This window comes from Vibrio sp. WZ-1, assembly GCF_052037695.1.
Lineage (GTDB): Bacteria > Pseudomonadota > Gammaproteobacteria > Enterobacterales > Vibrionaceae > Vibrio.
Genome location: NZ_JBQEQR010000074.1, coordinates 212,431 through 226,741 on the forward strand (window position 1 = coordinate 212,431; position 14,311 = coordinate 226,741).

Consider the following 14,311-nt stretch of genomic DNA (forward strand, 5'->3'; position numbering starts at 1 on the left):
AATGACCGAATTGAAAACAAACAAAGTCGTTACCATCACGCTTAACCCAGCCCTTGATCTAACTGGCTCATTGGACTCGCTAAAAGTAGGTTCAGTTAGCCTTGTAGAAAAGAGCAACCTGCATGCAGCAGGCAAAGGCGTAAACGTGGCGAAAGTACTGAGTGACCTAGGTGCAGACGTGACCGTGACAGGCTTTCTTGGCAAAGACAACCCAGAGCTATTCCACCAGCTATTCGACGACATCAAAGTGAAAAACGAATTTGTTGAAGTCGAAGGCGCAACGCGTATCAACGTAAAATTGGTGGAAGCTAGTGGCCAAGTGAGCGACATCAACTTCCCTGGTGTTCAAGTAACGGCAGAAGAAATTGAGCGCTTTGAACAAACACTATTCCGCCTAGCAGAGACACACGACTATTTCGTACTTGCTGGCAGCCTACCAGGCGGCGTAACCGCAGAGCAATGTGCGGCGTGGATTGAAAAGCTACACCAGCAAGGCAAAAAAGTACTGTTCGATAGCAGCAAAGCAGCGTTGCGTGCAGGTATCGACGCGCACCCTTGGTTGATCAAACCAAACGATGAAGAGCTAAGCGACTTTGTTGGCGAGCACCTAACCACACCAGAGCAATGCCAAGAAGCAGCGCAAACACTTAGCGACAAAGGCATTGAAAACATCGTGGTTTCAATGGGCGCTGACGGTGTTATGTGGCTAAACCAAGGCGAATGGTTACGCGCGCAACCACCACGTATGAATGTTGTGAGCACCGTTGGCGCAGGCGATACGCTTGTCGCGGGCTTGTGCTGGGGTCACATGCAAGTGATGCCGAAAAACGATTTACTGCGCTTCGCCACCGCGCTTTCTGCCCTAGCAGTGAGCCAAGTTGGCGTTGGCCTAACCAGTCAGGAAGAACTGGAGAACATCAAGCTCCAAACGCAAGTAACCGAGCTTTACCCTAATACGAACTTAGACAAAAACTAAGGAACAGAAGGTTATCAGTATGAATATTGCCATTATTACAGCTTGTCCAAGCGGTGTTGCGAACAGCATCATAGCGGCAGGCCTACTAGAACAAGCAGCGGCGAAGCTGGGTTGGAATGCGAAGATTGAATGCCAGTCAAGCGTAGTTGAACCAACACGACTAACAGACGCTGACATTGAGCAAGCGGAAGCGATCGTAATTGCGGCTAACACTCCGGTTGATACTTCTCGTTTCGTAGGTAAAAAAGTCTATCAGGCGGATATCAGCACCGTTGCAAAAGACGCATCTGCTTTCCTACAAGCAGCGGTAGAAAACGCAGCAACGTTAGTACAAGCAACAACAATTACTGCTACAACAGAAAGCACATCAGCAGCGAAGAAAATCGTCGCCATTACCGCATGTCCAACAGGCGTAGCACACACCTTCATGGCAGCAGAAGCCCTAGAAGAAGAAGGCAAACGCCGCGGTCACCAAATCAAAGTGGAAACGCGTGGTTCAGTAGGAGCGAAAAACCAACTGACTGACCAAGAAATCGCAGACGCAGATTTAGTGATCATCGCAGCCGACATCGAAGTGCCACTAGACCGCTTCAACGGCAAGAAGATGTACCGCACTAAGACTGGTCCAGCTCTAAAGAAAACGGCTGAAGAGATGGACAAAGCGTTTGAACAAGCAAGCGTATACCAACACTCTGGCTCTTCTAGCGCATCATCAGCAACAGAAGAGAAGAAAGGCGCATACAAACACCTAATGACGGGTGTATCGCACATGCTTCCTGTGGTTGTGGCTGGTGGTTTGATCATCGCCCTATCCTTCGTATTTGGTATCGAAGCGTTTAAAGAAGAAGGCACGCTCGCAGCGGCACTGATGAACATCGGTGGTGGCTCGGCATTTGCTCTGATGATTCCGGTGCTTGCTGGTTACATCGCCTTCTCTATCGCTGACCGTCCGGGTCTTGCTCCGGGTCTAGTTGGCGGTATGCTTGCTAGCTCAACTGGCGCAGGTTTCCTTGGTGGTATCGCAGCAGGTTTCATTGCCGGTTACGCAGCGAAGTTCCTTGCTGACAAAGTGAAACTGCCACAATCGATGGAAGCACTTAAACCGATTCTGATCATCCCATTTGTGGCAACCTTGTTCACGGGTCTGGTGATGATTTACATCGTAGGTGGTCCAGTTTCAGGCATCATGAACGGCCTAACTGACTTCCTAAACAACATGGGTTCTGACAGCGCAGTTCTACTGGGTATTATCCTTGGCGCAATGATGTGTTTCGACCTTGGTGGTCCGGTAAACAAAGCCGCTTACGCATTCGGTGTGGGTCTATTGGCTTCGCAAACTTACGCACCAATGGCGGCAATCATGGCAGCAGGTATGGTTCCTGCACTTGGTATGGGCCTTGCGACATTCCTTGCTAAGAACAAGTTTGAGCAAAGCGAGCGTGAAGCGGGTAAAGCATCATTCGTTCTTGGTCTGTGCTTTATCTCTGAAGGTGCAATCCCATTCGCAGCGAAAGATCCAATGCGTGTAATCCCATCATGTATGGCTGGTGGCGCACTAACAGGTGCTCTATCTATGCTGTTTGGCGCAAAACTAATGGCACCACACGGTGGTCTATTCGTACTGCTAATCCCTAACGCAATCTCTCCAGTACTGATGTACTTGGTAGCAATTGCAGCAGGTACAGCGGTAACGGGCTTCACTTACGCGTTCCTAAAGAACAAATCAGAAGCGAAACAACAAGCCGCAGCTTAATCGCAAACAGCGATTAAATAACAGTTAACAATGCCTCCCTCGATTTGGCATTCGACACCTCCCTCTCGCTTCGGCATTGGGAGGTGTTTTTTATCGGAAAAACAAAGGGCGAACACTTATAACAAGTATTCGCCCTTTTTTTGTTTAACAAGCCAATCTATTGCATCGGTACCGATTCGATATCCACATCCCCACTGTCGATATTGACCGTGGCCTGATACACACTGTGGGGGTCTCCATAATGCTTAAACGTGAAGTGGTATATATTTGCTGGCGTCCAGATCTCTTTATCATCCGCAGGCAAAATATCGTAACCATCTTGTTGGTATAGCTCTGTCGCCATTACATAAGCAATAGCAGCTTGTATATTGGTATCACGATCAACCTTAGGCTCTAACGACGGATTACTTGGGTAAGACTCACCATTAAAGCTCATTTGGCGGTATGCACCGTTACTCCACACAATAAAGTCTTGCCAACCATTGCTGAAGCTGTCTGCTAATACCACGGGCGTTCTGGTCACCGACATACGATTGATCACCTTGCCGCTGTTATCGAACATGTAGGCTGCACAACCGCCACTTCCGCAGAAGTAACGATCTTGAAGAAGGACAAAGTGCTCTGCTGAACCATCGCTGTTCAAATCAGCAGACCCAGTCATGTATCGGATCTTGTCAGTCTCCAAAGAAAGCCCCTGCGGCATCAAAACGCTTTGGTCTATCCAAGTTGCAATGGTCGCTGCATCGGCGCTTTTTACCTCTACAGACGCTTGAGAGTTAGCATTATCGGTAGAAATACCGTCTGTAGAAGAACAGCCAATAAGCGTTAGTGAACCTAAAAGGAAGAGTCCTTGTAATCCGCGATTGTTCATTTGCGTTCGCTCTTATATTGATGAATTAACGTAAGTATACCCATGATTGCTCAATCGCTTGTAAGAAAATCATAAAAATCAGCAAGGTGTGCATCAAACCACCAGCCCTCCTTTTCGACTTTACCTTCTTCTCGTCTCTGTCTTCTTCCTCTCGTATCTCGATTCTCGTCCCTATACGCCAAGATCAAAAAAGCCCTGAGGAAAGTCCCCAGGGCTAGGCAGGAATCTGACAATAATAAAAGCCAGGAAGTCCCTTATGCAGTGGTTGGTTTGATCTTAAACAGAATTGCAAACATGACTGGTACAACAATCAGAGTCAAAACTGTAGCAAAACCAAGGCCTGCCATAATCGTAATTGCCATTGAGCCAAAGAACGCATCGAACACCAATGGAATCATACCCAGAATCGTTGTTAGTGCTGCCATGCTTACTGGACGTACGCGGCTAATTGCACTGTCAACAATCGCTAAGTAAGGATCCTTGCCCGACTCTAGCTCAAGGTTGATTTGGTCTAGAAGTACGATACCGTTTTTCAGAATCATACCGCTCAAGCTCAATAGACCAAGGAACGCGGTAAAGCTGAATGGCATGTTAGTGGTTAACAAACCAAACGAAACACCGATAATTGATAGCGGAACCGTAAACCAAATAACCAGTGGTTTCTTAAGTGAGTTAAACAGCAGCATCGTAATGATGAACATCAACAAGTAACCCATCGGCAACGAACCAAACAGACCTTCTTGTGCATCTTTCGATGATTCGTATTCACCGCCCCACGTAATTTCGTAGCCTTCAGGAATGTGCAGCGCCATTACTTTCGGTTGTACACGTGCAAACAAGCTTGCCGCGGTATCGTCACTCAGCACATCGTGGTCAGCCAGTACCGTTAGAGTACGCTTACGGTCACGACGCTGGATCAATGGCTCTTCCCAGTCTAGCTTCACACCATCAATTACTTGATCTACCGGGATATACGTTTGTAGAGACGGACTCCAGATATTCACGTTCTGCAGTGACTCAAAGTCCACACGTTCTGCTTCTGGCAAACGAGTAACGATAGGCAGCGTGTGGGTACCATCACGTAGGAAGCCAAGTGCACTACCGCCAAATGCCATCTGTAGCGTACTTGAAAGATCTTCTTTAGAGATACCCAAGCGACGTGCTTTTGATTCGTTAAATACCGGCACTAACTCTTTGGTGCGCTCACGCCAGTCGTGGCGAATGTTACGAGCACCTGGGTCGGTGTGCAAAATGTCTTCGACTTGTACCGCTAGGTCACGCAGCACTTGTGGATCTGGGCCAGTAATGCGCGCTTCAATCTTAGACGCTGGCGACGGACCGAATTCCATCAGTTTGAACTGGAACGTTGGCTTATCAAACGTCTTAGCTAGGCTGTCATCCAACTTATGTAGAAGCTTGAACATGTTCTCACGGTCGGTGGTACGAACTTGGAACTGCGCATAGGCTTCATAGCTCTTCTCCGGTTGATAAGTCAGAGCGAAACGTTGCAGACCTTGACCAATCGATACGGATACAAAGTCGATATCATCTTGAGTGCGAATGTAGCTTTCAACTTCTTCCGCTTTCTTGATGGTCTCGCGAATGTCGGTGCCTTCTGGCATCCACATATCAACGTAGAACATCGGCGTGTTTGAAGGTGGGAAGAACTGTTGCTTCACACTGCCAAACGAAACCACAGCGCCAACAAGTAATGCCACCATACCTGCTACCGTCAACCAACGGAAACGCAGAGCCAGTTTAAGAGACGCACCGAACGCCACGAACAACCAACCTTTGTACGGGTCTTCGTCTTCAGCATCTGCGCCTTTGTCTTCCTCTTTCAGTAGAAGATCCGCTAGGAATGGCGTTAGCGTAATCGCCGTAATCCAGCTCAAGAATAGCGAGAAACACAGAACCCAGAACAGAGAACCCATGAACTCACCGGTTGCATCTTGAGACAGACCGATAGGCGCAAATGCGGTAATAGCAATGACTGTCGCACCAAGTAGCGGCCACTGAGTTTGCTTAACAATATCTGTTGCAGCTTGAACTTTGGTTCGTCCCTTCTTAAGGCCAACCAATATTCCTTCCACCACCACGATGGCGTTGTCCACCAACATACCGAGCGCAATGATCAACGCACCAAGGGAAATACGGTGTAGCTCAATGTTGTTATAGTTCATCAAGATGAAGGTACCGAATACCGTCAATAGAAGAACCAAACCAATGATCACGCCACTGTGCAGGCCCATGGTAAACAGCAACACGATAATTACGATCGCAACCGCTTCAGCCAAACTAATAACAAACGCTTTTACAGAGTCATCTACTTCTTGCGATTGGTTGTAGAAGTAGTTCATATCAAGCCCTGCAGGTTTAATACTCTCAAGGCTTGCCAGTTCAGCTTCGATACGTTGGCCTACTTCCACTACGTTTACGCCAGAGGCAAACGAAATACCGATGTTGATCGCTTTCTTACCGTTGTACAACAGCACATTGCCCGGTTTTTCTTGAATACCACGGCTAATGGTCGCCACATCTTTCAAACGAATCAGGTTACCCGTATCGCGACCATGAATGATAAGGTTTTCTAGAGCTTCTACGGTGTTTAATGTACCGCTTGGGCGAATAATAAGGCTCTCGCCGTTTACCATCACTTCTCCGGCAGAAACCACGTTGTTCTGCTGGTTCAGCAAACCCGAAATCACATTCATGTCGAGGTTCAGAGCTGCCAAGCGATCCAATGAGATCTCAACAAACAACATCTCTTGCTGGTCACCCGCGATGTCCACTTTACCCACGCCATCGATCAGCTCCAGCTCACGTGTTAGTTGGTCTGCGTAACGTTTCAGTTCGACGTAATCATAGTCGTCACCCGTTAGCATCAGCATCACGCCGTACACGTCACCAAAGTCATCAATGATTTGCAGAGATTGAACGCCTTGCGGCAAAGTTGGTTGCAAATCGTTGATTTTACGACGCATTTCATCCCAGATTTGCGGCAGTTCATCCGGACCGTAGTCCATCTTCATGCTCACCATAATCTGCGACATACCACTTGAAGACGTTGACGTGATCTTATCGATGTAAGGCAGCTTACGAATCTCTTTCTCAAGCGGATACGTTAGCTCTTCTTCTACCTCTTTAGACGTTGCACCTGGGTAGGTTGCAATCACCATCGCATCTTTAATGGTAAATGCTGGGTCTTCCAATCGACCTAGTTCTAGGAACGACGTAACACCGCCGACCGCTAGAATAACGATGAACAGCCAGCTGATGACTTTGTTCTTAATTGAGTATTCAGCAATGCTCATTATTGTTGTTTCTCCACCACATCCACATGCTTACCTTCGCGCAGTTTGCGTAAGCTGGAATTCACTAATACATCGCCTTGAGCAACACCTGATGACACAATCGCACCTTCGCCATTCACTTGGTCGATGGTTACTTCCACTTTAGTGACCGCGTCACCATTTAATTTCCAAACAAAAAACTCACCAGTATGACTGCCTGCTTGAAGCGCCGTCATTGGAATGTTGTAACCGTCAATAGAAGTAATGCCCGCTTCGACCATATCCACAGCAACGCTCACGCTGGTGCCCGGTAGAATTTCTTGTTCCGGTTGCGGCATGGTTAGGTACATTTGGTAAGTTTGTGTTTGTGCGTTCGGCTCACTGGTGTGCTCTAAATAATCTAACGGGTAAGATTGTGTATCACCCGAAAATGTCGCTTGAGGCTGGTAGCTCATGCTCTGAGTATTTGGATTCACCATTGCCAACACATTGTCTGATAGCTCGATACGAACATAGACTTTGTCGCTTTGATATAGGTTTAGAACTGGCTCACCAATCGCCACACGCTCAAAGCGCTCTTTGAATACATCAGACACTTTGCCTGCAAACGGTGCAAACAGACGCGTGTAGTTCAGTTGGTTGGTTGCGTTGTAGAAGTTTGCTTCCGCCAGCTCTTTGTTCGCCGTTAGCTCATCCAACTCCGCTTTCGAAACCATTTGGCGGTTATGCAGTTCTTCACCGCGTTTAAGCTGACGAATCGCTAACGTATATTGCGCTTCTGCATCGTTTACCGCTTGCTTCTCTTTGCTGTCGTCCAGCTTAGCGATCATCTGGCCTTGTTTCACCGTGTCGCCTGCTTTAACTAACACGTGCTGCACTTCACCCGCACGGCGGAATGCAATTGGCGTTTGCTCGGCAGGAACGACCTGACCTTTAAATGTGCGAAATTGGCTTTTCACAGGTACATCGACAGCAACCGTCGAGACATACAGTGGCTGCTCTGCCACGACTTCATCCGTACTGTTACAACCCGTCAGTACTGCAAGCGCAATAGCCGATACTGTGAATAGTGAACGTTTCATTAGATACCTTCCTCACGAACCCAAGCTTTCACTACTTGGCCTTCTACTAGGCGCTCAACACCTGCGATGACAACGTAGTCGTTTTTATCAAGACCAGACTCCACACCACCATTGGCATTTAGTGACAAGGTCACTTTATTCGCCTGTTGTGTTTCACTGTCCATCACCCATACCTCGCCTTGATTCGCATCTTTCGACACCCAAGCTGCATTTGGCAGCGTCATTGCGTTAGAAACGTTTTGCTTAGCGATGTGTACTTGACCCGTCATGCCCGTCAGTAAGTTACGATCAGAAGGACGAGTAATCGTCACAATCGCTTCATAACTGTTGGTATCGGCATTTGGTTGAGTTGAGATTTCTTTGAACTTACCTTGGATGCGATTGTTAGGCTCGCTGTCCATGGTGACCCACATTTCTGCGTCTTTTAGAGAGTTCAATGACACAGCTTCAGCGTAAGTCACAGGCAAAGTGAACGACACATCCAAGGTGGTATTGTCGATCAAGTTCAGGATTTCTTGTTTCGCCGCAACCACTTGGTATGGCTTCACATACGTATAAGACACCACACCATCGAACGGCGCATGAATTTCTGTGTAGCTTAAGTCGGTCTTCGCTTGTTCTAGATTTGCTAATGCCGCTTTGTATTGCGTTTCTTGCTGGTCATAGCTATCAGCACTGATCAACTTCTTGTTGTACAGGCTCTTCGAGCGTTCCCATTGAGTCTTAGCCAACGAGTACTGCGCCTGTGACGCATCAAGTGCCAGCTGCAAATCTTTAGGGTCTAGCGTTGCAAGTACATCGCCTTGCTTCACCTCTTCACCCATTCGCACGATCAACTTTTTAATCTCGCCACCTACCTGAAATGAAAGTTGGGCTCTGTACGTTGCATCTATTCGTGCAAGGAATGCATCAGAATCGGCAACCGTCAGATCGTTAACAGCAAGCAATTTCACAGGTTTGATTAATGGCTCGGACGGTTCTGATACGGCTTTGTTACACCCTGTCAGCATCGTAGCGAGGCTTAATGCCACCGCGGCTCCGACAAATGTGCGCTTTAGATATTGTTTTCGCACTGGCTTTCTCCATCGACTTAATATTTACTACACAGATGTGCAGTATAGGAGCAATAAAAAAATGATCAACATATTTTCCATGTGGATAATAAAATAATTAGGCAAATGGTGTGGTTTCTGGTAAAAATAGGCGCGTTGATTAATATTCGGGAAAATTCGAACTATGACAGAAAGAAAGCAAGGCCGTAGAAGTGCTGAAGCCGCTGAGCAAACTAAGTGTCTTATTCTTAGAGTTGCGGCGGATATGTTCTGTGAGTTGGGTTACGAACGCGTCTCGCTTCGCAACATCAGTGAAAAGGCCGGTGTCTCCCATAGTTTGATTCGCCACCACTTCGGCAGCAAAGAAAAGATCTGGCAAGCTGTGAGTGATGCCATGGATGAATTCATGCAAGGCTACATGGCGCAGTTGGTTGACGAAATGCCAGCAAACACCCCGTATAATCAGAAAATCTACCTATTTATGGTAAGGATGTTGGCCTTTGCGCTCAAACACCCACATCCAATCCAGATGATTGCCGACGCAATCCGCCATGGCGACGATGCATTACTGCAATACTTCCTTAAATCAAAAGATGAGTTCGCGGCCATCTTTACCGAGCTATTTGCCGAGTACAACGTTGAGTACCCTGAGCATCAAATCGACCAGTGGGAATCAAAATGGCAAATGCTGGTATTCGCACACGGGGCAATCAGTTTAACCCCGATGATGCAAGAAACATGGCCAGAAGATGCAAACAATCGCGAAAAAATGCTGCTTAATCATTGGGAGTTATTCAACACCATCATGGCGAACCAGTTCAGTGTGAACAAAGAAGACATGATCCACCCAAGTGAATTGAGCGAAATCGTGACGCAAATGTGCTGCCCGATTGAAGAACTCACTGCATAAGCGAGTTATTCAAAAGAACATAAAAAATGCCGAGCACTAAGCTCGGCATTTTTGTTTGTACTGGTTATTTCAGAGAGAAAACTAAATGGAACCTACTTCTAGTTACTTATTCCTAAACGCAACACTGTAGTTATACAGCGCGTGGAAGGTAGATTCCTAGTCTCGCCTAGTTTTACCTAGTCTCATTGGAATAACGAGCCTTATTTAACTCTCTAAATCAATAAATTAGCTTAATTAACCACGGTAGTAACGCTGTGGTACGAATGGCATTTTCTCTACCGTCATTGGTAGTTTTTTGCCACGTACTTCTGCAAACAGCTCAGTACCAATCGCCGCAAGATCTGCGCGTACATAACCCATTGATACTGGTTTACCTGCGTTAGGGCCTGCTGTACCACTGGTTACTACACCAATCTTATTACCTTCTGCATCAAACAGCTCTGCACCTTCACGTACTGGCGCTTTCGTTTGACCAACTAGGCCGATACGCTTACGGACAACATCTTTAGTTTCGATCTGCTTAAGAATGATGTCTGCACCAGGGAAGCCACCCGCACGCTCACCGTCTGCACGGCGCACTTTTTGAATGCCCCATAGTAAGCTTGCTTCAACTGGTGTCGTTGTTGTATCTAGGTCGTGACCGTATAGACACAAGCCACACTCAAGACGAAGTGAGTCACGAGCGCCAAGACCGATCCACTCTACTTCTTCTTCACCTGTTAATTTACGAGCAAGCTCTTCTGCTTTATCTGCCGGAACAGAGATTTCGTAACCGTCTTCGCCCGTGTAGCCACTACGAGAAACAATGCACTCAACGCCAAGTAACTCTACTTTACGAACGTCCATAAACAGCATCTCTGCTACTTCAGGAGCAAAACGCGCAAGCACTTCTGCCGCTTTAGGGCCTTGAATCGCAAGCAGTGCACGATCATCAATGATTTCTAGCTCAATGCCAGATGGAAGGTGCGCTTCAAGATGTGCAATGTCTTGCTCTTTACATGCAGCGTTTACAACCACAAACAGATGATCGCCAAGGTTAGCCACCATCAAGTCGTCCATGATGCCGCCCTGCTCGTTAGTGAAGAACGCGTAACGTTGCTTGCCTGCGCCTAGGTCAACAATATCCACTGGAACCAGAGTTTCTAGGAATGCAGCTGCACCGTCACCAATCAAACGAAGTTGACCCATGTGAGAAACATCGAACAGACCTGCTGCATCACGTGTGTGTAAGTGTTCTTTCTTTACGCCTAGTGGGTATTGAACTGGCATGTCGTAACCCGCGAACGGGACCATCTTTGCGCCTACTTCAACATGAAGTGCATGCAGTGGTGTTTTCAGAAGTTCTTGAGTCATTTTCGTCTCCATTTAGATAGACCCGAGAATGCTGTCGGCATTCAATGTGTTTCCAATAATAAACACGCTTGATTCAATTTTGCACGAACAAGACATCGCTCGACTTTCAAAAGTGTGACTTTTAACATTTTAATCACAATAAAACGCACAAAAAAGGCGCTCTATTGAGTGAGATGTCATCAATAGAGCGCCATGATAACGCATTTAAAACCAATAGCAATCGTTTGCTTTCACTATAGGAAATTTACAACTATTTATCACTATTTGGCAGTGACCCACAAAATGTTCGCATCTTCTTCGCTCACACTGGTCAACATATGGCCCATGTTCGCATCGTAGTAAACACTGTCGCCTTCACTTAATACAACAGGCTCATAGAACTCCGAATAGAACATAACCTCGCCTGATAATATAAGTAGAAACTCTTCGCCATCATGACGAACCCAATCTTTGTATTCATCAAAACTGCGGGCACGAATTTGGCTCTTAAAAGGCATCATTTTCTTATTGGAAAGTTGAGTCGCCAGCAGCTCGTGTTCGTAGGTTTGGGTTGGGTGTGGTTTACCCTCTTTCTTCTTAGTGATATCACGACGACCTGTCGCCACCTTTTTCCTTGGTGGTTCAAACAGTTGCGGCATATCAATTTGCAGACCAAGTGCCAGTTTCTGCATTGCTTGGAACGTTGGAGAAATCTGTTCGTTCTCGATCTTACTTAGCGTAGAACGAGCAAGGCCAGTACGTTGGCTCGCCTCTTCTAGCGTGATACCAAGTTTAGAGCGGATATCTTTAATGCGCTGACCGAGCTTAAGCGGTTCTATATTCTGGTCTTGCTGCTCTTTCGCCAACGTCATTGACGGGTATTCATCGTAAATACTTTCTGCCATAAATCCCTCTGTAAAACTTCTTTATTCCTTCCTATTAGCATTGTGCATGAACCCTATAGTGGATAAAAGTCCACCGAGTTAATTAAAGCGTGCTCTTGTTAACAAAACCAGAAATCTCGTTTCCTATAGGAAATTTTTGGTTGATTGTTCGTTCCCTAGGGGGTATGTTACCAACTTGTTAGATGTAGAGATGCACATTTCCGTTAGAGATTGGACTGGAGAAAGCACAATCCAGCGGAGTTTTAACCCACTTATTCGGGTCGAAAGTCACTCTGTTCTGCTATGCAGTTCAGCTGTTTTGAGGACAAATGAGCCACCATCGCATTCAAACAACTATTTCTACTGCGGGTTCATTTTCAGATTTGGAAGGTCAACTACCATGAACAAGAGTTACCCTAACCACAGCTTGGAAAACTTTTTCTCTACCAACCTCTCCGCGACAGATGACGCTGTCTTTGCTGGAATTCAGGCAGAATTCGCTCGCCAAAACGAACAAATCGAACTTATCGCTTCTGAGAACATCGTGTCTAAAGCGGTAATGCAAGCTCAAGGCACATGCCTAACAAACAAATACGCTGAAGGTTACCCAGGTCGCCGTTACTATGGTGGTTGTGAGCACGTAGATACAGTGGAAGCCATTGCTATCGAACGCGCGAAAAAACTTTTCAATTGTGAATACGCAAACGTTCAACCACACTCAGGCGCACAAGCAAACGGCGCAGTAAAACTGGCACTACTTCAACCTGGCGACACCATTCTTGGTATGTCTCTAGACGCAGGTGGTCACCTAACACACGGTGCACGCCCTGCACTTTCTGGTAAGTGGTTTAACGCAGTTCAATATGGCGTTGACCGCGAAACACTAGAAATCAACTACGAAGACGTTCGCCAACTAGCACTTGAGCACCAACCTAAAATGATCATCGCAGGCGGTAGTGCTATTCCACGTACTATCGACTTCGCAAAATTCCGTGAAATCGCAGACGAAGTAAACGCGATTCTTATGGTCGACATGGCGCACATCGCCGGTCTTATCGCAACAGGCGCGCACCCTAGCCCGCTTCCTCACGCACACGTGGTTGCGACTACAACCCACAAAACACTGCGTGGTCCACGTGGCGGTATGATTCTGACCAATCACGAAGACATCATTAAGAAAATCAACTCAGCGGTATTCCCAGGCCTGCAAGGCGGTCCACTGATGCACGTGATTGCGTCTAAAGCAGTCGCGTTCGGTGAGGCGCTTGGTCCTGAATTCAAAACTTATATTGATTCAGTGATCAACAACGCAAAAGTTCTAGCGGAAGTATTGCAAACTCGCGGTTGCGACATCGTAACCGGTGGTACTGACACACACCTAATGCTGGTTGACCTTCGCCCTAAAGGCTTGAAAGGTAACAAAGCAGAAGAAGCACTAGAGCGTGCAGGTATCACGTGTAACAAAAATGGCATCCCATTCGACACAGAGAAGCCTATGATTACATCGGGCATCCGTTTAGGAACGCCTGCGGGTACAAGCCGCGGCTTTGGCGCTGAAGAATTCAAACTCATCGGTAATTGGATTGGTGACGTACTGGATGGATTGGTCAACAACCCAGAAGGTGACGCAGAAGTAGAAAAACGCGTACGCAAGCAAGTGAAAGAGCTTTGCAGTCGTTACCCTCTTTACCAATAAAAGATTTATTAAATCAGAAACTATCCTGACAAGTTATTTGGAGATTAAGCAATGGACAAAACACTGAAGTTTACAGATAGCCACGAGTGGGTACGTGACAACGGTGACGGCACAGTAACTATCGGTATTTCAGAGCACGCTCAAGAGATGCTAGGTGACGTAGTTTTCGTTGACCTACCAGACGTGGAAGATGAAGTCGAAGCGGGCGAAAGCTTTTCTTTGGTTGAGTCAGTAAAAGCCGCTTCAGACATCTACTCACCAATCACTGGCGAAGTAGTTGAAATCAACGAAGAGCTAGAAGACAGCCCAGAGCTAATCAACGAAGAACCATACGAAGGTGGTTGGATTGTGAAAGTGAAGCTTTCAAACCCATCTGAGTTGGATGACTTAAAAGATGCGGAAGAATACCTAAGCTCTATCGAAGAAGAGTAATTAGGATGAGACGAAAGCTGTCCCCTAGCA

11 protein-coding genes are annotated in these 14,311 nt (G+C 46.8%); 5 read left to right on the forward strand and 6 right to left on the reverse strand.

Annotated features, from left to right (window positions below; translation table 11 throughout):
* The first annotated feature begins 1 nt into the window (after nt 1).
* Entirely contained in the window at nt 2-976 is a 975-nt protein-coding gene (pfkB, locus tag ACTS60_RS11125; protein WP_440888277.1) for a 1-phosphofructokinase, read from the forward strand.
* Nucleotides 977-995: 19 nt separating this feature from the next.
* Nucleotides 996-2,729, forward strand: a complete 1,734-nt coding sequence (fruA, locus tag ACTS60_RS11130) for a PTS fructose transporter subunit IIBC (RefSeq protein WP_440888278.1) — start codon at nt 996-998, stop codon at nt 2,727-2,729.
* A gap of 157 nt (nt 2,730-2,886) precedes the next feature.
* Here fruA and ACTS60_RS11135 read toward each other — a convergent pair whose 3' ends face one another.
* The 4 genes from ACTS60_RS11135 to ACTS60_RS11150 form a co-directional block, all read right to left on the reverse strand.
* Nucleotides 2,887-3,600, reverse strand: a complete 714-nt coding sequence (locus tag ACTS60_RS11135) for a hypothetical protein (protein ID WP_440888279.1) — start codon at nt 3,598-3,600, stop codon at nt 2,887-2,889.
* Between the two features lie 254 nt (nt 3,601-3,854).
* The gene (locus ACTS60_RS11140) at nt 3,855-6,914 is read right to left on the reverse strand and encodes an efflux RND transporter permease subunit (protein ID WP_440888280.1); all 3,060 of its coding nucleotides are present in this window, start codon (nt 6,912-6,914) and stop codon (nt 3,855-3,857) included.
* Complete coding sequence (locus tag ACTS60_RS11145) at nt 6,914-7,975, reverse strand: efflux RND transporter periplasmic adaptor subunit (protein WP_440888281.1); 1,062 nt, start codon at nt 7,973-7,975, stop codon at nt 6,914-6,916. The genes ACTS60_RS11140 and ACTS60_RS11145 overlap by 1 nt, the downstream gene beginning before the upstream one ends.
* Nucleotides 7,975-9,048, reverse strand: a complete 1,074-nt coding sequence (locus tag ACTS60_RS11150; RefSeq protein ID WP_440888282.1) for an efflux RND transporter periplasmic adaptor subunit — start codon at nt 9,046-9,048, stop codon at nt 7,975-7,977. Before ACTS60_RS11150 ends, ACTS60_RS11145 begins: the two co-directional genes overlap by 1 nt.
* A 163-nt stretch (nt 9,049-9,211) precedes the next feature.
* Here ACTS60_RS11150 and ACTS60_RS11155 point away from each other — a divergent pair, with 163 nt between their 5' ends.
* Nucleotides 9,212-9,937 (forward strand): TetR/AcrR family transcriptional regulator, encoded by a 726-nt coding sequence (locus tag ACTS60_RS11155; RefSeq protein WP_440888283.1) that lies wholly within the window; start codon nt 9,212-9,214, stop codon nt 9,935-9,937.
* Nucleotides 9,938-10,171: 234 nt separating this feature from the next.
* Here the strand turns inward: ACTS60_RS11155 and gcvT are convergent, their stop codons facing one another.
* Nucleotides 10,172-11,290: a glycine cleavage system aminomethyltransferase GcvT gene (gene gcvT / locus ACTS60_RS11160; RefSeq protein WP_440888284.1), complete on the reverse strand. Its 1,119-nt coding sequence runs from the start codon at nt 11,288-11,290 to the stop codon at nt 10,172-10,174.
* Nucleotides 11,291-11,550: 260 nt separating this feature from the next.
* Nucleotides 11,551-12,174: a helix-turn-helix domain-containing protein gene (locus ACTS60_RS11165; protein WP_010451970.1), complete on the reverse strand. Its 624-nt coding sequence runs from the start codon at nt 12,172-12,174 to the stop codon at nt 11,551-11,553.
* A 379-nt stretch (nt 12,175-12,553) separates the two neighbouring features.
* Between ACTS60_RS11165 and ACTS60_RS11170 the strand changes: the two genes are divergently transcribed.
* Both ACTS60_RS11170 and gcvH read left to right on the forward strand, forming a co-directional pair.
* Nucleotides 12,554-13,849: a serine hydroxymethyltransferase gene (locus ACTS60_RS11170; RefSeq protein WP_440888285.1), complete on the forward strand. Its 1,296-nt coding sequence runs from the start codon at nt 12,554-12,556 to the stop codon at nt 13,847-13,849.
* 51 nt (nt 13,850-13,900) lie between these two features.
* Entirely contained in the window at nt 13,901-14,281 is a 381-nt protein-coding gene (gene gcvH / locus ACTS60_RS11175) for a glycine cleavage system protein GcvH (RefSeq protein WP_005451648.1), read from the forward strand.
* Nucleotides 14,282-14,311 lie beyond the last annotated feature (30 nt).

Bases quoted from the DNA above. Each gene is read 5' to 3' on its own strand.
- fruA (WP_440888278.1), top strand. From the start codon at position 996: ATGAATATTGCCATTATTACAGCTTGTCCAAGCGGTGTTGCGAACAGC.
- ACTS60_RS11165 (WP_010451970.1), bottom strand. From the start codon at position 12,174: ATGGCAGAAAGTATTTACGATGAATACCCGTCAATGACGTTGGCGAAA.
- gcvH (WP_005451648.1), top strand. From the start codon at position 13,901: ATGGACAAAACACTGAAGTTTACAGATAGCCACGAGTGGGTACGTGAC.
- gcvT (WP_440888284.1), bottom strand. From the start codon at position 11,290: ATGACTCAAGAACTTCTGAAAACACCACTGCATGCACTTCATGTTGAA.
- pfkB (WP_440888277.1), top strand. From the start codon at position 2: ATGACCGAATTGAAAACAAACAAAGTCGTTACCATCACGCTTAACCCA.
- ACTS60_RS11145 (WP_440888281.1), bottom strand. From the start codon at position 7,975: ATGAAACGTTCACTATTCACAGTATCGGCTATTGCGCTTGCAGTACTG.
- ACTS60_RS11135 (WP_440888279.1), bottom strand. From the start codon at position 3,600: ATGAACAATCGCGGATTACAAGGACTCTTCCTTTTAGGTTCACTAACG.
- ACTS60_RS11170 (WP_440888285.1), top strand. From the start codon at position 12,554: ATGAACAAGAGTTACCCTAACCACAGCTTGGAAAACTTTTTCTCTACC.
- ACTS60_RS11155 (WP_440888283.1), top strand. From the start codon at position 9,212: ATGACAGAAAGAAAGCAAGGCCGTAGAAGTGCTGAAGCCGCTGAGCAA.
- ACTS60_RS11140 (WP_440888280.1), bottom strand. From the start codon at position 6,914: ATGAGCATTGCTGAATACTCAATTAAGAACAAAGTCATCAGCTGGCTG.